Genomic DNA, 18,331 nt, shown 5'->3' with positions numbered 1-18,331 from the left:
GTACCTTAATTAGAATGAGTAACTTGCGCTTATATTGGTATCAAAGCGATCGTATTCGAACAAAGAAATATCACTGGTTTTGTCTTGGTAGTTCAATGCTAATTGCAACGCTAAACTTTTATTAACTAAGTAGCGTAACGAGCTAGAAAGTATCAATAGGTTATCGCTTCGCTCTTGAAGAAATAGCGGGTGCTCATCCTGATATTCAATCCATTGATACCCTGTTTGTGCAGAGACTTGCCATTGTTGGCTAAGTAATGCATTTATTTGGTAATAAATTCCGCTAATGCTTCTTGCATTAAACTCACCTTCGTCAATGTTAGCGCTTTCATTTTTAAAGTTTGCGCTAACGCTTTGGTACCATTTTTGAGATAAATAACTTGCACCTATATTAAGAGTGTAAAAGGAGTTATCTAGTTTCTCGTCAAATGTATTATTCATAAGGCCAATTGATAGCGCTCCAAATACACTTAACTGTTTATCAAACTGGTAACTAGCTCCACTTGTTAATGATGTCTCGGTTCTGTATAGCTCGCCATCTAACAGTAAAGGCGTAATACCAGCTTGCAAATACCACAGGGTATTATCATTTAACTTTTGTTGGTATCGACCTGATATATTAGTATTAATGCGGTCATATTCAGATAGCTCATTAAATTTGTACCAATCGGTATTTACACCTAAAACAAAAGAGCTTCGCTGATCAATGGGGTGAAAGTACCGCCCTTTATAATTTAGCTTTATATAATTATCGTCAGTGCTTTTACTTTCTGGTGATAGTAAAAACTCACCCAAATTAGGGATTAAAATTGTATCCTCAGAGGTGCCTGCATTAACGTTACCATCTACACCATATGCAAGTTCAATGCTCTGATCATATGTACGCTCTGTTAAGCGCTGCTTGTGCTGTGATGTTGCTAATAAAGAACGAGCCGATTTTTTTACACCCTCTGGTGAAGTATCAGTATTAATTAATAAAGTCGCTTGAGCGTTAGCTGCAGGTAAATTATTGGCAGCAATATAAGATTTTACCAAATATAAACGTGCTTCATACCACTGTGGTTTTGCTTCTATTACTCGCTCAAAAGCAAATACCGCCGGAGCAGAAAGACCAGAATTTAGTGCTGAAACCCCAAGTAAGTAGTCAAAATCAGGTTCGCCCAAATATTTATAGTGTTTTTGACTGCTTTTGTATGCTTCATCAAATTGCTTTTGCGAAATTAAATATTGCAGTTCACCAAGTAGCTTTACATAGGAAATATTATTTTGGGCTTTTGCATTCAAGCTAGCAAAAGAAAGGTAACCAAGTAATAAAATAAAAATAGCGTGTTTGATCATGCTCGTTAGAATATCCCAAGAAGAAGTGGTGGTTTGCTAATACTAAATGCTATTAAACGTTAATAAGGTAGCACTTTCTGTTTATATGTAAAGTATATTGGTGCATTATTGTGCGATTGTAAACAGCAAACTAATGTTAGTATCTGAACAAGTAAGGTATTAGGTAAAGTAGGATAGATGAGCAAATTTAAATTTAAAAAACGAATGAGGGATAAAACAGGAACAAAAGGAAAAGAATGGGGCGATTGACGGGGCTTGAACCCGCGACAACCGGAATCACAATCCGGGGCTCTACCAACTGAGCTACAACCGCCACTACACACCTCGTTTGGTGTGGCGCGCATAATACATAATATTATAAATGTTGTGAAGCCTAAAATTAAAAAAAATCAAAAAAAATAAATATTTCATAAAATTGCCTACTATCAGTAAAGGTTCATAAAGAGTGTGTAGCGTAATAGCGCTGACAATAAAAACTATTTTGTAGTGATAATTTACTATTTAATGAGAATAAAATGTAAATTAATGTATACTCACTTGCGGGAAATTGCTTAATAAAAACTATTTGGAGTTACTATGGATTCAATACTTACTTGGCTAAACGAAAATTCAGGCCTAATTTTACACTACGGTATTCAAGCAGTCATTGCGCTTGTTATCTTTTTACTTGGTAGCCGTATTGCCAAGTTTTGTGCAGGTTTAACAGAAAAAACATTCGATAAAAAGAAAGTTGATAAAGCTGTAGGCTCATTTGTATCGAGTATAGTTTATGCCATCGTATTTGCTGCCACTATTTTAATGGCACTTTCGCAAATCGGTATAGAAACAACCTCGTTTATTGCTATTTTAGGTGCGGCTGGCCTAGCTGTTGGTTTAGCGCTGCAAGGTTCGCTGTCTAACTTTGCATCTGGCGTACTTATTATATTACTTCGTCCATTTAAATCAGGTGAGTTTGTTGAAGCTGGCGGTAAAATGGGCACAGTTAAAAAAATTGAAATATTCTCTACAGAGCTTCGCACTCCAGATAACAAAGTAATTATCGTACCAAATTCACAAATTATGTCTGGTGCAATTACTAACTTCTCGCGTGAGTCTACTCGCCGTATCGACTTAGTAATTGGTGTAGGCTACGATGCTGACTTACGTAAAGCAAAAGAAGTATTACAGTCAGTACTTGACGCAGAGACTCGTTTACTTAAAGATCCAGCATACACTGTTGCAGTTTCTGAACTTGCAGACTCAAGCGTAAACTTTATTGTGCGTCCTTGGGTAAACTCTGGTGATTACTGGCCAACGTACTGGGCACTATTAGAGAACATTAAAATTGCATTAGATGATGCAGACATTACAATCCCATTTCCACAAATGGATGTACATTTACACAAGCAAGACTAATACAAATCCGCAATAATACTTAATCATTTTGCGGGGTTAAACGTGTCGCTATCTGCGTTAAAAAATTCTCATTTAGAACAACTAAATAGCGAATTTTTTGCCTGGCTATCAACACGTTTTTCCAGCCTCAAAATAGATTACTTAATTAAGCGAATTAGTATAATTTTTAGGATTAAATAGGTTATTTTTAATGAAATTAAAGCTTTTAACACTGTTAGTTGCAGCATCTGCTGCAACTAACGCATTCGCTGAAGACGCAGAGAAAAAAACGTGGGAAGTAACAAGCGAGCTAGGTGCTATTGTCACTAGTGGTAACACTGAAACTACAACGTTAAAAGGCGGTTTAAAGGTATTACATCACCTAGAAAACTGGAATAACGAGTACAAAATCGACGGCATCTATAAAGAAGATGAAGTAGAAGATGACAACGGCGATAAAGACAAACAGCGTACGAACGAAAAGTACTCTGCATCTGCGCAAGGTAATTACAAATTAAATGAAAAGAATTCTCATTTATTCATTTATGGTTCACACGTTTCAGACTACTTTGGCGCGTATAGAACTGAATCTGTAATTTCTGCTGGTTACGGCTTACGTTTAATTGACCAACCAGATATGTGGTTAAATGCAGAGTTTGGTCCGGGTTACAAATTTTTTGAATACTCAGACGACAGCACGCAAGTTGATGACGACGGTAACCTACTTGCAGGCGAAAGCGACAGTGAAATAATTGCTTTGGGTAAACTTGATTACAACTGGCAGATTTCAGACAGTGCACGTTTTACTCAACTTGTATCAGTTGAGTACGGTGACTCAAACACCAAAACGCGTTCGGAAACTGCATTGCTAGCAAAAATAAATGGCTCGCTGCAAATGAAAGTCGCTTTTAATGTTACCAACAACTCAGAAGTTGCTGATGACGAAGAAAGCACAGATACAGAGACATCATTAACGTTAGTTTACAGTTTTTAACCAAAAACCGTATTTAATGACATTTAAGTGACAAAAGGGACGAAAGTCCCTTTTTTATTTGTTTAGATTTAATGTATTATAGCCACCAATTTTGGTTGTAGACCTAGGGATATACCTACTCGTGAAAGTTTTTACACAATTTTTTAGTGCTTTTATTCTACTTTGTAGTTTTAGTACCATGGCTTTTACGCCAACGGCCTCACAAATTGAGCAATTTAAAAAGTTGCCAAAAGCCCAGCAAGAAGCCCTAGCAAAACAATACGGTGTAGATATTTCTACGATCACCGGCGCTAATCAATCAAATGACGAAAACTCAAATGAGCAGCAGTCAACTATCGGCGAACGCCCAGAAAAAGAACAAGAAGACTTAACTGACGAAGAGCGTTTTAAGCCAAAAACAGAAGAATTAAAGCCTTATGGCTACGAGCTTTTTGCCGGTGAACCCACCACTTTTATGCCTAGTGAAAATGCAGCCGTACCTGACACTTATATAGTAGGTCCAGGGGATCAACTAAAAATTAACTTTTACGGGAAAGAAAGCGATAGTTTTGATGTAACTGTTGACCGTGAAGGGCGTATTAGCATTCCCGATTTAAGCCCTGTAGAAGTAGCAGGCTTAACATTTGCCGAAATTAAAGAGCTAATAAAAGTAAAAGTTGAGCAAGAAGTAATCGGTGTAAAAGCCTTTGTTTCACTGGGTCAACTGCGAAGTATGCGCATACTTGTATTAGGTGAGGCCTACAAACCAGGCAGCTACAGCGTATCGTCTTTAACAACCGTATCACATGCTTTGTTTGTAAGTGGTGGTGTGTCTGAAATTGCTTCACTGCGTAACATACAAGTAAAACGCGCTGGTAAAACAGTAGCTAATTTCGACCTTTACGATTTACTAATCAATGGCGATAGCAGCAACGATATAGTACTAAAGCCTGGCGATGTCGTTTTTGTACCACCAGTAGGTGCCCAAGTTACTGTAGATGGCTTAGTTAAACGCCCTGCAATATTTGAACTTAAAAAAGGCGAAACAGCTAAGCAGTTACTCACTATGGCAGGGGGCCTAAAACCGGGTGCTTATGCTAAAAACGCCGTGGTAGAGCGTTTCAATTTTGATCGTAAAGAAGTGCTATCAGTAGATTTTACTAAGCCACAAATTAACTACATCCCGCAAGATGGCGACCGTGTACGCTTTAATTCTGTAAGCTCACAATACCAAAACTCTATTAGCTTAATTGGTGCTGTAGCGCGCCCAGGGAATTATCAATGGTATCAAGGTAAGCGTATTTCTGATGTTTTAAAATCAGTACGTGGTGACTTACTGCCACAAGCAGATTTAAGCTATGGCTTAGTTATTCGCGAAATTAACATAAATGGTGATATAGAAGCGCATCAATTTGATGTAGCACAAGCCATTATTAAAAACCCTGAAAACAATTTAGCATTAAAAGCTAATGACAAAATCATAGTATTTAGCCGCTTTGAAGAAAAAGAAGCTGAAAAATCAGCACTTGCTAATATGGCACTAAGCCAAGAGCAGCAAGAACAACAGCTTAAAGCTGAGCAATGGCATACATATCAGCAAAAAGAGTTTGAAAAATACATCGGTATAAACCAAGAAGTAGAAGAGTTTATTTTTGAAGAAAATAAAGCCCTTACTATCGCCGAAATTTCAAAACGTAAAGCAAAAGAAGAAGCCGAGCTTGAGTTAAAGCCTGAAGATTACGCTTTATTTAGCCGTCATAACCTTTTAGCACCAATTATTGCCAAATTTAAGCAACAAGCTTCTGTTGAGCAAGCTATGCAGCTAGTAGAAATTAGCGGCAACGTTACATTCCCAGGTGTTTACCCATTAATGGTAGGTGGTGATGTTCGTGATTTAGTAACCGCTGCAGGTGGCTTGCTAGAATCAGCCTACGTAAAACAAGCCGAAATTACGCGTATTGTTGCAAGCGACGCGTCTAAAATAGAACACTTACGTTTAGACCTTGAAAGTGCAATGCGTGGTGATTTACAAAGCAACATTACATTGCAAAGTAAAGACAGCATTAACGTATTCGCTATCCCAAATTGGCAAGAAAACGTAAAAGTAGAGCTTAAAGGTGAGCTAAGGTTCCCTGGTACATACACAATTCGCCGCGGCGAAACACTAACAGAGCTTTTAGAGCGTGCAGGTGGCTTCTCTGAGTTTGCTGAACAAAAAGCAGCTGTATTCACCCGTGCCTCAATTAAAGAACAAGAACAACAACAGCTAGCTCGCTTATCAACCGAGTTACGCCGTGACATTGCATCAAAGAGCTTTCAAAACTCAGTAAGTAGTAATTCACTTTCTTATGATGAAATGAATAAGTTATTAAATGACTTAGCGAGTGTTGAAGCGGTAGGGCGTTTAGTTATCGACTTACCACTTATTGTTGAAAACAAACAAAACTTAGTGCTTCAAGACGGAGATGTTTTATATGTACCCAGCAAGCGTGACTCGATTAGCGTAATAGGTGAAGTTAATTACTCTACCTCTCATTTATACAAAGCCGGTATAAGTGTAGATGAATACATTGATTTAAGTGGTGGCCTTAAAGATCGCGCTGATGAAGACAGTATTTACATAATTAAAGCAAATGGCTCAGTAAAAATACCAAACACAGGCGGCTGGTTTGCTGCTAATAACTCAGAGCAGTTAGAACCTGGCGATACAATAGTAATACCAATGGATGCAAGCCATATGGACAAACTAACGCTTTGGAGTACTGCAACGCAAATTGTATATCAATTAGGTGTGGCAGTAGCGGCTATAAGCGGTATCTAATATTGATAGAGGCGTCTGGAATATTCTTCCTAACGCTTCGGTATACTCTCGTGTTTAAAGCGCATCTGTAGACGTAGTATTAAACCGCTTAAATGCAACGGTAGGCGGTCTATTTGTTGTTATTGGTGTCGGGTAGCACGAAAAGCTCCTAGCTCTAAAACACTAACTAGACGTAATATTCATTTTGTACAATTTTGATAGCTAAACTTATGAGATTTAGATGGAAAACAACTCAAATAACCTAAAGCAAGCAAATGGTTCAGTAACTGATAATATTGCCAATGATGAAATAGACCTTCGTGAGCTATTTACCGTTATTTGGCAAGGCAAATTGATAGTTATTGCTTTAACTATTTTATTTGCTGTGGCATCAGTTTTTTACGCTATTAGTCTTCCGAATGTTTATAAATCTGAAGCGTTATTGGCACCAGCAGAAGCTCAGCAGCAAGGTGGTTTAGGCGCATTAGCTGGCCAATTTGGTGGGCTTGCTAGTTTAGCAGGTGTTAACTTGGGTGCCGGTGGTGGGGTTGATAAAACGCAATTGGCGCTTGAAGTACTTAAGTCACGCAAGTTTAGCAGCGAATTTATTCAAAAGTATAATATTCTACCCAATTTAATGGCTGCTAAAGCTTGGAATCGTGAAACGAATAGCATTGTTTATGATGAAGAGCTTTATATTTCAGAGCAAAATAAGTGGATACGTGAAGTTAAAGCACCTTTTAAAGCTGAGCCATCAATGCAAGAGGCTTATAAAGAATTCAGAAAGATTGTTAATGCAAACTTAGACAAAGAAAGTGGAATGATAACACTTGCAGTTGAGCATGTATCACCTTATATAGCAGAGCAATGGGTAAAGTGGTTAATACAAGATATAAATAAAACCATGAAAGCACGTGATGTGTTAGAGGCTAATAAAAGCACTGAATTTTTAACTCAGCAATTAGAGAAAACAAAAATTGCTGATATACGTGCCGTGCTATACAAATTAGTAGAAGAGCAAACAAAAACCATTATGTTCGCAAATGTTCGGGATGAGTATGTATTTAAAACAATAGATCCAGCATTAGTTTCAGAGGAAAAGTTTAAGCCTAAACGTGCACTTATTTGTATATTCGGTACTTTATTAGGGTGTTTTATAGGGGTAACAATCGTACTTATTAGGCTTTATTTCCCTAAAAGTAAGTAAATAGGTTAAATGTTACTGAATCTCTTTATTAAAGGTTATTTTGAGTATTACTCTATAAATTTAAAACGATATATTAGAGAAAATAATATTGGTTAAAATTAAAGATCTATTACATTATACAACTGGTCCAGTGATGAGTGCATTTTTAGGCTTACTAATTACTCCTTTATTAGCATGGACCTTTGCTATGGAGGATGTAGGTCGGGTATCTATATATCACTTGATTTGTAATTTAGTTGTAATGGTTTTTACTCTTGGATTAGATCAGTATTACATGAGGGAGTATTACAAAGCTGAGAAGGTCAGCTTGATGATAACCTGTATTATGCCGGGGATCATTTCTCTTTGTATATTTAGTTATCTTTTTTATGCGTATAGAGTAAGTATTTTACAGTACCTTTTTGAAACTAATAATGATGCTATAGCAATTATTATTATTTCGTCATTTATTGTTACCCTAATTAATCGGTATCTTTCATTGAACCTTAGAATGGAAGGTAAGGCACTAAAGTTTTCTTTTTCTCAAATAATACCAAAGTTAGTAATTTCACTAGCTCTTATAAGTATATTCTACTTAAAAGGGGTTATGTTTGATGGCCTTTTATATGTATATCTTTTATCTAATATTGTATTACTGGTTTATTTACTTATAGAAAATCTTAAAATTTATAATTTTCTAAATTTATTTGAAAAAAATAAATTTAGTTTCAAAGATTTAAAAGATGGCTTTAGCTTCGGATTGCCCCTTATTTTAAGTGGCTTAGCATTTTGGGGGTTGACAAGTATTGATAAGTTAATGATTAAAGACTTATCTTCCTTAAATGAGCTGGCATTATATAGTGTTGCTGTTAGTTTTGCATCGGCTGTAGTTATAATAAGATCTGTTTTTAGTACTATATGGGCACCGGCTATTTACAAAAATGAAGACCACCCAGATATAGAGAAAAACATCAGGTCGGTTGTTAGCTTAATGGGTTTTGTTATATTTTATCTATTTTGCATTGTCGGTATTTTCTCGCCATTAGTAGCAATTATACTTCCTGATAATTACGAACTGGTTTCAAGTATAATTATCTGCTGTGTTGGATACCCGCTTTTTTATACGATGTCAGAAGCTACATCTATGGGTATTAATGTAAAGAAAAAAACGTATTATTCTATGCTTGTGTCAATACTTACTTTAGGTGTTAATTTTGCTTTAAACTATCTTTTAATACCTTCTTTAGGTTCGGGCGGGGCTGCTGTAGCAACGTTGATCTCGTTTTATATTTATTATGTATTGAGGTGCGAAATATCTTCAAGAATTTGGATTTCATTCCCTAGATTTAGACAATATTTTGAATTTTTAATTGTAATTTTACTATGTACATTACAGGTGGTTTTTCATGACTTTCCACCACTTTCGAAAGCTCTAATTTGGTTTACAGTATTAGCTTTTTATACTTTTTTTTATCGCAGCTATTTATACTTACAATATTCTAAGCTAACTAAATTATTAAATAAGAGGGTAAAAGTGTGAGTGTTTTTTTTAAGCACCTTCGTGCATTGCTGAAAATGCCATTTTTAGTTAGTAACATGGAAAATGTTATTAAACTCGAAGCCAAAAAGGTGCAACTAGATTTAGCTGACTTTAACGAGTATAAAAGGTTTGCAGACATAAGGGATAAAAGTGTAATTGTATCGTTCACTACATATGGAGAACAGATTCATGAAGTTCACTATGTAATAAAGTCAATTATGGCACAAACTATTAGACCTAATAAAATTGTTCTGTGGTTAGACGAATCCGAATTTTCAGAGAGTGATATACCTTTAACGCTATCGAGCTTATATGAATTCGGGCTGGAAATTGGGTTTGTTTCTAATATTAAATCTTATAAAAAGTATATTCCGACTGCAAAGAAATACCCGAATGACATTATTATAACTATAGATGATGACTTTATTTACCCACAGGACATGGTAGAAGGTCTTCTGCGCGAGCATTTAGTGTTACCTAACGTAATTCTTGGGACTAGAGCGCATAGAGTTAAGTACGATAAAAAAGGAACAATACTTCCATATAACAAATGGGAGTATGAAGCTAATAGCTTTTCTTTGAAGGAGGATGTATTTTTGACTTCCGGTGCAGGCATGCTTTTCCCTCCTGGCCTGCTGAGCAACGAAGTTTTTAATGAAAAAGTATTTATGGAGTTGGCTGATAGCGCTGATGATATATGGTTTAAAGTAATAGCCCACATTAGTGGAGTAGACTGTAAAAAAATTGATGATAAGCGAGATTGGCCCACTAGATACCTTCAATTAAGCACTGGCTACAACCAATCACTAAGCTCTATGAATGTGGGAAAGGCTAGAAATGATACACAGTTGTCTGCTCTATTAAATTTTTACAATTTAAATTCACTAAGGCGATAAAGTCTACTGTATTAACTTTATATTGTTCAATTTATTTTCTCAATAGGGAAGTTAAGTCTATCTTTTCTATGTCTTAACTATGATGGAATTAGCTACCTTAAGTGTATTGCAATATATTACTGAATATCAGTTTATTAATAAATAAAGAAAAAGTTAACTTGGCCCTTTATACAAACTGTAAGCAAAGTTAGATTGTATATGTAATATGCTCTAATGGTTAAAATAAAACTTCTAAATCTTTATATAACAAAACTCACTATTATTATATTTAAAATTAATAGTACAGAAAAAACAAATGGGTATTAAATGTTGGCAGAAATAAGATCGTTATGGATTGGTGGAGCTTTATCTAGATTAGAAAGAGTTTGTTTAACCTCTTTTTTACGTGCAGGGCATAAGGTGTACCTATATACCTACGATGAAGTACTAAACATACCAGAAGGTGTAGAGGTTTTAGATGCTAATGCCATACTGCCAAAAAATAAAGTTTTTACTTATGGGTCTGTGACAGGTAAAGGTAAAGGAAGTTATGCTGGATTTGCTAACCACTTTAGGTACGAAATGCTTCTAAAGTGTAGTAATACTTTTTGGGTGGATATGGATGTTATCTGTTTGGCGCCTTTTTATATTAATGACGAATTAGACTTTGGCTTTGAAAACGAAACCTATATCAACAATGCTGTAATTGGTACAAAAAGCGCAGGTAACAAGCTTTTCTCTAACTTAAGCAAATATTGCGATAACCCTTTTCAATTTACACGCTGGGATACATTTAAATTTTTAATAAGAAAACTAATTGGTAGAACTTGGGGGCGAGGAGATTTTTCATATTTGCCGTGGGGTATTACAGGACCCAAAGCACTTACTGGCTTTGTAAAGAAAGGTGAGCTACTGAACTATGCAGCTCCTGTTCAAAAATATTACCCAATTTCATCTGCGGACTGGAAGAAAATTTTCTTTGCCAGTGATGAGCATATTAATTTGGAAGGGGCACAAGCAGTCCATCTGTGGAACGAGCAACTCCGAAGAGATAATTTAGATAAAAATACAGTATTTGATAAAGAGTCCTTATATGAAAGACTTATTTCAGATCTGAAACTTGATGAATAGTGTTTTCTGATAAATGATTTATCTTATACTTGTTGTCGTACTTACACTTTTCTCGTACTCGTCTATAGCAAAAAAAGACTACAGCCTTTTAGGTTATTTTTTAGTACTGATACTTGCTTTGTTTGCAGGGCTTAGGCATGAAGTGGGTGCTAAGCCAGATTGGGAAGTGTACCATCAAGTGTTTTACGACGCTCCAGAGTATATTTCTAACTTATTTATCTATTTTTCTGATAATAACCGCTTAGAAAAAGGTTACTTAACTTATAACTTTATCATTCACTCTATCTTTGATGATTTTAATTTTTTTCTCGTTGTTACAGCACTAATCACAATAGGTCTAACTTACAAAAGTGTATCTATTTACACTCCTATGACTATCTTCGCTTTACTAATTTATATGCGTTATGGTTATTTTCAATTTAATATGATGTTCCTAAGGCAAGGTTTAGCAGTTGCAATATTTCTATATTCAATACAGTTTATAAAATCTAGAAATGCTTATGCTTACTTTTTATTAAATTTAACAGCTATTACCTTTCATGTGAGTTTGATTTTAGTTTTTCCTTTGTACTTTTTCATTAATAAAAAATTCAAGCCGCATGTTTTCATATCTATTTTAATTAGCGCGCTGTTTTTGCAAGGCATTAATGTAATAAAATTGATAGCGGATATTTTACCTAATTCTAATGTCATATTTTATGCGTTTAAGTCTTATGTATCTGCCGGTGAGCCAAAACCTTTTTCTTTCTCATTTATAGAAAAGCCGTTAATGTTTTTTATTTTACTTTATTATTATGAGAGGTTAGCGAAAAGGTTTGAGTACTTTGAGCTATTCTTTAACCTAAGTTTTGTTGGGCTTATTTTAAGCATATTGTTTATGCAGTTTGAGGACTTAAGTGATAGGTTTGTGATTATTTTTAATATATCAAATATTGTGCTTTTAACCTATTTAATGCGGGTGTTCAAAGGTGAGGGCAAGTTAGCCTACCTATTTAGCATATCCCTAATAATTATGTTCTTTGTTTTTAAAATGACTAATTCAGAACAATACATACCCTATAATATTTTAGGACAAATTAATCTCTAATAGTTAAGGCCTCCATGTTAACAATTGCCATATCAACAGTTGCTGCTTCTTTAAATAAGTTGACAGAATATCTTCAGACAAATATTGATAAAATAGATCAGAGAGTCAATTTTTTAATATGTTCACAACGAGAACCTACTAATACTGTAGCCCAACTATCAGAAAGGGTTAAAGTAATAAAAACGACTGAATCAGGGTTAAGTCGCAGCCGAAATATGTTGCTTGCGAATAGCCAGAGCAAATGGCTGTGGGTACAGGATGATGATATTGAGTTAGAATTTGATGCTCTTCAGCAGCTAGTAAATATTCTTCAAAACTCCAATGATGACCTTCACTTTATTAAAGTAAAGTCATTAGAGAATCACAATGATTTTTATAAAAATTATGCTTTTCATAGCTCGCATAAGCTAACAAATTCTTTAAAGATATCATCTATTGAGATCATTATAAGGCGAGAGTTCGTTAATGCTAATAATATTAAGTTCGATACTAACCTGGGGTTAGGGACAAAGCTTCCTTGCTGTGAAGAAAATAAATTTATATTAGATGTATTTAAGGCTAATGCAAAAGTAAGTTATTTAGATCTAGCCACTTGCTACCACACAACTAATATAGAAAGTCGAGCTATAGATCATGCTGGTCGATTCTGTGCTAGAGGGTACTTATTGCGCTTTTATCCCTTTTATATTCGCTTTGCGCTAATGCTACGGTGGGCAATAAAAATTCCTGCAGAGTTATCTTTCTATGAAAAAATGAAGCTAATGTTAAAAAACTACATTAGAAAATGATTATTTTATTTCTAAAGCTTTAATCTAAGGTTTATCTCTATATACTATGCAGGATTTTTTAAATAGATATATCTTAGCAAAATTTACTACTAAAGTATTTTTCAAACGAAGAGTTAAATATGCACCTTATCTCAATTATTACAGCGACTTATAATTCTAGTTCAGAATTGCTCGAAACCTATAAGTCTATATCCTCACAAACGCTAGATAATTGGGAATGGTTAGTAACTGATGATTGCTCATCTGACTCAACATACCAATTGCTGCAAGAGATATCAGAAAAAGACCAAAGAGTAAAAGTCTTTAAAAATGCGGTTAATTCAGGTGCTGCTGTCGCTCGTAATAGTTCATTGAGCCATGCTAAAGGTGACTTTATAGCGTTTATTGATAGTGATGACTGTTGGCTTCCTAATAAGCTTGAAAAGCAGGTGGCTTTTATGGGAAATAACATCGATTTTTCTTTTACTGCTTATAGCTTAATTGATCATTGTGGTGATTCAATAGGTAAAACAGTAGATACAACGCAAACTGGCTTTTTTACATATGAAGACATGCTAAGAAAAAAAGCAACCTTAGGTTGTTCTACTGTGATGTTAAGACGTAATGCTTTTTCTGATATTAGTATGCCATCACTGAGAACAGGGCAAGATTATGCAACATGGCTAAAGTTATTAAAGTCAGGGAAACACGCTTACCTATTAAATGAGGTACTAACGTGTTACAGAATAATGCCTAACTCAATTTCAAGGAACAAAATAAAAAAGGCAAAGCGGCAGTGGCAAATTTATCGTGAAGTTGAAAAGCTCCCTTTTATAAAAACTGTAATTTGCTTTACATTTTATGCATGGAGAGCTGTATTTCGTACAGCGTGATTCCCGTAAAGCCCCAGCGATTAAATTTTAACTCGTGGAATAGACCTTCGGTTCTCACTTATATTCAATGCGTGTTCAGAGTTCAGCTTTAGAATAGTGAAGCACTGTATTGCTAAACTTATAAATGAATAATAAAATCTACCTAATATGTGTTCGTATCAAGGCACAACTATTTAATTTTACTCATTATTGTTTAGAAAGGTTCTAAATAAACCAAATTACTTAGATGCGTTAGTAGTTAATTTAAAGTTGTTTTAATTCAATGTTTTATATTAAGTTAAAAAGTGTACATACGAGCGTATTTAGGGAAATTCTTACTTTAGCTGTAATTATTTAAAAATTCAGAAAGCACATTTTTAAAGTGTTTTAATCAACTGAAATAACCAGATTAGGTTAACTTAGCTAGTTAACACGGAACTTTATATGATTTTAGATCTTCTATTTACTTTTGTTATAGCATTCGCAATGCTATTTCTGATGCGTAAAGTGGCGCGTAATATTGGCCTTGTAGACATACCCTCTGGTAGAAAGGCCCATACCGGTAATATCCCTTTAGTGGGTGGCGTGGCGATATGTATTACTATTGTACATTATATTTATTCACACCCCGGAATGATCAACCACGAAAACTTATTTATGTTATGTATAACCGCATTAACAGCAATAGGTGTGCTCGATGATAAGTACGATCTGAGTGTAAAGTTTAGAATGGCCGTTCAAACGGGTATTTCAATTATTATGATTTACTTTGCTGAAGCGCAAATGCAGACATTAGGCAATATGTTTGGGCTTGGGGAAGTTAATTTATCTTGGGTTGGGCCAATAATTACAGTATTTGCTGTTATTGGCTGTATCAATGCGTTTAATATGGTTGATGGTATAGACGGGCTTTTAGGAGGCTTGTCTATCGTAACATTTGGCAGTATCGCTATTTTATTATTCTTTACCGGTGAACAAAAGTTAAGTTATCTTTGCATGCTGTTAGTAGTAACTATGATCCCCTACATTATAATGAATCTAGGTCTATTCGGACGTGCTAGAAAAGTATTTATGGGTGATGCAGGAAGCATGATGATTGGCTTTACTGTAATTTGGCTGTTGATTGGTGCCAGCCAAAACCCAGGTAGTCCAATGATTCGCCCCGTAACAGCTCTTTGGTTAATAGCAGTGCCATTAATGGATATGGTCGCTATAATGGTGCGACGCGTAAAGCAAAAAAAGTCTCCATTTAAACCAGATAGAGAACATTTACATCATATCTGTCAGAGAATCGGTTGCTCTCCAATGCAAACATTGGCATTAATTTGTTTGATCGCTTCAATCTTTGCTGGAGTTGGGATGATCGGAGAAGTCTATAATATTCCAGAGTATTATATGTTTTATAGCTTTCTTGCTGTATTTAGCCTTTATTTATACGCACTTGCAAACTACTGTAAAGTAATTAACTTTATAAGGTGCAAGTTAGGTCTACCTAAGCTTACAATTCAACAATAACTTCTTTTTTGTCCAGTAGAGTAATAGCCTTATAAGTAACTTTTATTACCACAGAGAACATAGAGAACTGAAGGAGAAGAATTTATGTTTTTTCTCTGAAGCGCGTAGCGCCTCTGTGTTTTCGGTGGTAAAAGTGTTTTGTATTAAGCTATCTTCCAACCTCAATTTTTACATCACTACCCAGCACCTCTTTATACTTACTTGCTAAAGCGCGCTTTGCATCTTCATCGCCGTGTACAATTTTTATATGGCTTGGCTTTTTACGTATGCCGGTTACAAATTTAACTAATCCGTTTTGATCGGCATGCGCGCTGTAACCGCTAATGGTATGCACCTGTGCGTTAATTGTAATACGCGTATCGTTTATAAAAACATACCCATTGCGGGGGCCATATTTTTGTATATCGCGCCCCAATGTGCCGCGGCCTTGGTAGCCAACAAACAATACATCGGTTGTTTTGTCAGGTAAAAAGCGCTCAAGGTAATTAACTATTCGCCCGCCACTGCACATTCCGCTGGCAGCTAAAATAATGGCAGGTGTTTGGCGCGACGCTAAATAATTAATAATAGCGATATGCTCGCTATGGGTATCAACCGTGGTTAGGTTTTCAAAGTCTAGCGGGTGACGGCCTTTGGCTACTTTGCGCTTAGCCTCTGCATCCCATAAGTGTTTAAACTTAATATATTGATCTGTAAAATTGGCAGCCATGGGGGAGTCTAAAATTACATGAATACTTCGCCAAGGCGAACCTTTAGCTGATTGATGTATTAGCTGCTCTAGCTCGTAAAGTAGCTCTTGTGTGCGGCCAATACTAAATGCCGGCACTAACACTACGCCGTTATCTGCTACTGCGCGTTCAATTACATTTTTTAGTGTTTGAGTGCGCTCTTTTCGGCCTTGATGATTTTTATTACCGTAGGTTGACTCTATAACTAATGTGTCGGCCTTATAAGGAGGTTTTGGAGCCGGTAATAGCGGCGTGTAGGGGGCACCTAAATCGCCCGAAAACACAACTCTATGGCTTTTATTATTCTTTGTATTAATGCCAACATCTATTTCTACATAGGCTGAACCTAATATATGCCCAGCACGCTGAAACCGCGCTTTAGCTATTTGCTTGTTGGCACAAGGCAGCTCAAAGCAGGTATTAAAATTAACCGCTACTATCTGCTTATTTAGCAAGCTTAGGCAGGCATTTATAATTTTTATATCGCGAGTAACACCTACCTTTAACGCATCTTCAATCACTAGTGGCAGCAAGCTAGCCGAGGCAGGCGTAGTATAAATGGGCCCCTTAAAACCGGCCGCTAATAAATAAGGAATGCGCCCCACATGGTCAATGTGGCAATGGGTAACAATAAGCGCGGTAATGTGCGCAATATCAAACTCTATTGATAAATCATCTTTTGCGTCTTCTCCCTGAAAAAGCCCGCAATCTATTAGCACGCTGGTTTTATTATTAATAACTAATTCGTGGCACGAGCCAGTCACGCCATTTACCGCTCCGTGGTGAAGTATTTGCATAGGTATCTATATTTAGTTTTTAAAGGGTAAAGTTAACAGTAGAGTCAAACAACAATTAAAGCAAAATTTGACTGAGTTGCTATTGTAGTCGCCTTGCTTGCTGGCGCATTTAGGATTTATTCCCAGTTAAAACAATAAGTCCAAACGCGAGGTAAACTCGCTGCTACTAGTAAGTTACCTTTTATATTTCTCTTTTATTCCTCTATGTGCAAAAAATAAAAACATTAATATACAAAGAGGTTAGGAGGGCGCGGCGTTTAGAGAGGAGCACCGTAACAGCGGCTTTATGCCGCGTTAAAGCAGTATGTCAAACGCGAGCCAAATTCACTGCTACTCATATTTATTAAGCTAGACTTAGTCTATATAAACACCAACGGGAACAATAAATTCATTTGCTGCTGTTAACAAAGTAAGTGCGCATTTACCTTAAAGGCTATTTACTTAATAAACCTAAACTGTTTATAATTGCGCGCTGTTAAAAATAATGTTGTGTTTGTTGCAATTGTGTATGTAGTAAGGATTGCTATGAAAAGTTGGTATTTAGTTACATGTAAACCTCGCCAAGAAGAGCGAGCAGCCACCAACTTACTTAATCAAGGCATTGAAGTTTTTTATCCAAAATTAACCACAGAAAAACTCATTAAAGGCAGGCGAACTGTTAAACAGTCTGCTCTATTCCCAAGCTACTTATTTATTTGCTTAGAGTCTCAAAACGGTAACTTTTCTGCTGTAAAAAATACGCGCGGAATTAGCGGGTTTGTAACTTATGGGGCTCATTACCAGGTTGTGCCAAAAGGCCTTATAGAACAACTTAAATGTGAGCGCACAGAATTTGCCGAATCAACAATACCAAAACCAGGCGATACTGTGAGCGTTCACAACAACGCATTCAATAATATTACAGCAATATATAAAGAGCCTGATGGCGACATGCGTAGCATTTTACTAATTAACTTACTTAATCAAAAAATCGAAGTAAGTGTCGATAATAAAGATATTAAGCAGTAAAGGTTAAAGGCTGAAGGTTAAAGCGTAGTTGTGCCTTTATACCGCAAAAATTAAGTAAATATCAGTACGTAGGAACTGCAACCTAGGGGCGGAAGCGTGCCCGAAGGGCTAGACAAGCAAAAAGTTTTGCTGTCAAGCTGGAGCGAGAGGAGCTCTGCGACGAACTGGAACGTGAAGCGTGCCCGAAGGGCTAGACAAGCAAAAAATTTGTAAGTTGAATTTTTACCTAATTGATAAATAAAGAGAACATTATTATCACCACAGAGAAGCCAAGGAGAAGTGAAGGAGAAGAGCTAGTAAAGCTAATAACTTCTCAGTGTAGCGCGCAGCGCCTCTGTGC

14 protein-coding genes and 1 tRNA gene are annotated in these 18,331 nt (G+C 36.0%); 12 read left to right on the top strand and 3 right to left on the bottom strand.

Annotation, left to right across the window (positions count from 1 at the left end):
* Nucleotides 1-9 precede the first annotated feature (9 nt).
* A complete protein-coding gene (locus PSH48_RS10175; RefSeq protein WP_273611499.1) occupies nucleotides 10-1,338 on the bottom strand; it encodes a hypothetical protein in 1,329 nt (442 codons plus the stop codon).
* 237 nt (nucleotides 1,339-1,575) lie between these two features.
* Nucleotides 1,576-1,651 (bottom strand) — tRNA-His (locus PSH48_RS10170).
* A gap of 263 nt (nucleotides 1,652-1,914) precedes the next feature.
* On the opposite strand from PSH48_RS10170, the gene PSH48_RS10165 reads away from it, so the two are divergent.
* From PSH48_RS10165 to wecA, 11 genes are all read left to right on the top strand, one after another.
* Complete coding sequence (locus PSH48_RS10165; protein ID WP_273611498.1) at nucleotides 1,915-2,733, top strand: mechanosensitive ion channel family protein; 819 nt, start codon at nucleotides 1,915-1,917, stop codon at nucleotides 2,731-2,733.
* A gap of 190 nt (nucleotides 2,734-2,923) precedes the next feature.
* On the top strand, nucleotides 2,924-3,706 hold the full coding sequence (locus PSH48_RS10160) for a DUF481 domain-containing protein (RefSeq protein ID WP_273611497.1): 783 nt from the start codon (nucleotides 2,924-2,926) through the stop codon (nucleotides 3,704-3,706).
* 121 nt (nucleotides 3,707-3,827) lie between these two features.
* Entirely contained in the window at nucleotides 3,828-6,506 is a 2,679-nt protein-coding gene (locus PSH48_RS10155; protein ID WP_273611496.1) for an SLBB domain-containing protein, read from the top strand.
* A gap of 220 nt (nucleotides 6,507-6,726) precedes the next feature.
* On the top strand, nucleotides 6,727-7,692 hold the full coding sequence (locus PSH48_RS10150; protein WP_273586683.1) for a Wzz/FepE/Etk N-terminal domain-containing protein: 966 nt from the start codon (nucleotides 6,727-6,729) through the stop codon (nucleotides 7,690-7,692).
* Between the two features lie 88 nt (nucleotides 7,693-7,780).
* The gene (locus PSH48_RS10145; protein ID WP_128081070.1) at nucleotides 7,781-9,211 is read left to right on the top strand and encodes a lipopolysaccharide biosynthesis protein; all 1,431 of its coding nucleotides are present in this window, start codon (nucleotides 7,781-7,783) and stop codon (nucleotides 9,209-9,211) included.
* The gene (locus PSH48_RS10140) at nucleotides 9,208-10,107 is read left to right on the top strand and encodes a hypothetical protein (RefSeq protein ID WP_273586684.1); all 900 of its coding nucleotides are present in this window, start codon (nucleotides 9,208-9,210) and stop codon (nucleotides 10,105-10,107) included. The genes PSH48_RS10145 and PSH48_RS10140 overlap by 4 nt, the downstream gene beginning before the upstream one ends.
* 306 nt (nucleotides 10,108-10,413) lie before the next feature.
* The gene (locus tag PSH48_RS10135; RefSeq protein WP_273586685.1) at nucleotides 10,414-11,217 is read left to right on the top strand and encodes a hypothetical protein; all 804 of its coding nucleotides are present in this window, start codon (nucleotides 10,414-10,416) and stop codon (nucleotides 11,215-11,217) included.
* Between the two features lie 13 nt (nucleotides 11,218-11,230).
* Nucleotides 11,231-12,304: an EpsG family protein gene (locus PSH48_RS10130; RefSeq protein WP_273611495.1), complete on the top strand. Its 1,074-nt coding sequence runs from the start codon at nucleotides 11,231-11,233 to the stop codon at nucleotides 12,302-12,304.
* Between the two features lie 14 nt (nucleotides 12,305-12,318).
* On the top strand, nucleotides 12,319-13,092 hold the full coding sequence (locus PSH48_RS10125; protein ID WP_273586686.1) for a glycosyltransferase: 774 nt from the start codon (nucleotides 12,319-12,321) through the stop codon (nucleotides 13,090-13,092).
* Between the two features lie 119 nt (nucleotides 13,093-13,211).
* Complete coding sequence (locus tag PSH48_RS10120; protein ID WP_273611494.1) at nucleotides 13,212-13,964, top strand: glycosyltransferase family 2 protein; 753 nt, start codon at nucleotides 13,212-13,214, stop codon at nucleotides 13,962-13,964.
* A gap of 423 nt (nucleotides 13,965-14,387) precedes the next feature.
* Complete coding sequence (wecA, locus tag PSH48_RS10115) at nucleotides 14,388-15,458, top strand: UDP-N-acetylglucosamine--undecaprenyl-phosphate N-acetylglucosaminephosphotransferase (RefSeq protein ID WP_273586688.1); 1,071 nt, start codon at nucleotides 14,388-14,390, stop codon at nucleotides 15,456-15,458.
* A gap of 148 nt (nucleotides 15,459-15,606) precedes the next feature.
* Here wecA and PSH48_RS10110 read toward each other — a convergent pair whose 3' ends face one another.
* On the bottom strand, nucleotides 15,607-16,983 hold the full coding sequence (locus PSH48_RS10110; RefSeq protein ID WP_273611493.1) for an MBL fold metallo-hydrolase RNA specificity domain-containing protein: 1,377 nt from the start codon (nucleotides 16,981-16,983) through the stop codon (nucleotides 15,607-15,609).
* A gap of 525 nt (nucleotides 16,984-17,508) precedes the next feature.
* Between PSH48_RS10110 and rfaH the strand changes: the two genes are divergently transcribed.
* Entirely contained in the window at nucleotides 17,509-17,991 is a 483-nt protein-coding gene (gene rfaH, locus PSH48_RS10105; protein WP_273611492.1) for a transcription/translation regulatory transformer protein RfaH, read from the top strand.
* The last annotated feature ends 340 nt before the right edge of the window (nucleotides 17,992-18,331 follow it).

This window comes from Pseudoalteromonas sp. Angola-4 (assembly GCF_028599265.1).
Classification (GTDB): Bacteria; Pseudomonadota; Gammaproteobacteria; order Enterobacterales; family Alteromonadaceae; genus Pseudoalteromonas; species Pseudoalteromonas atlantica.
Note: the sequence above shows the minus strand (reverse complement) of the source record. Positions and strands in the feature narration are given on the sequence as shown.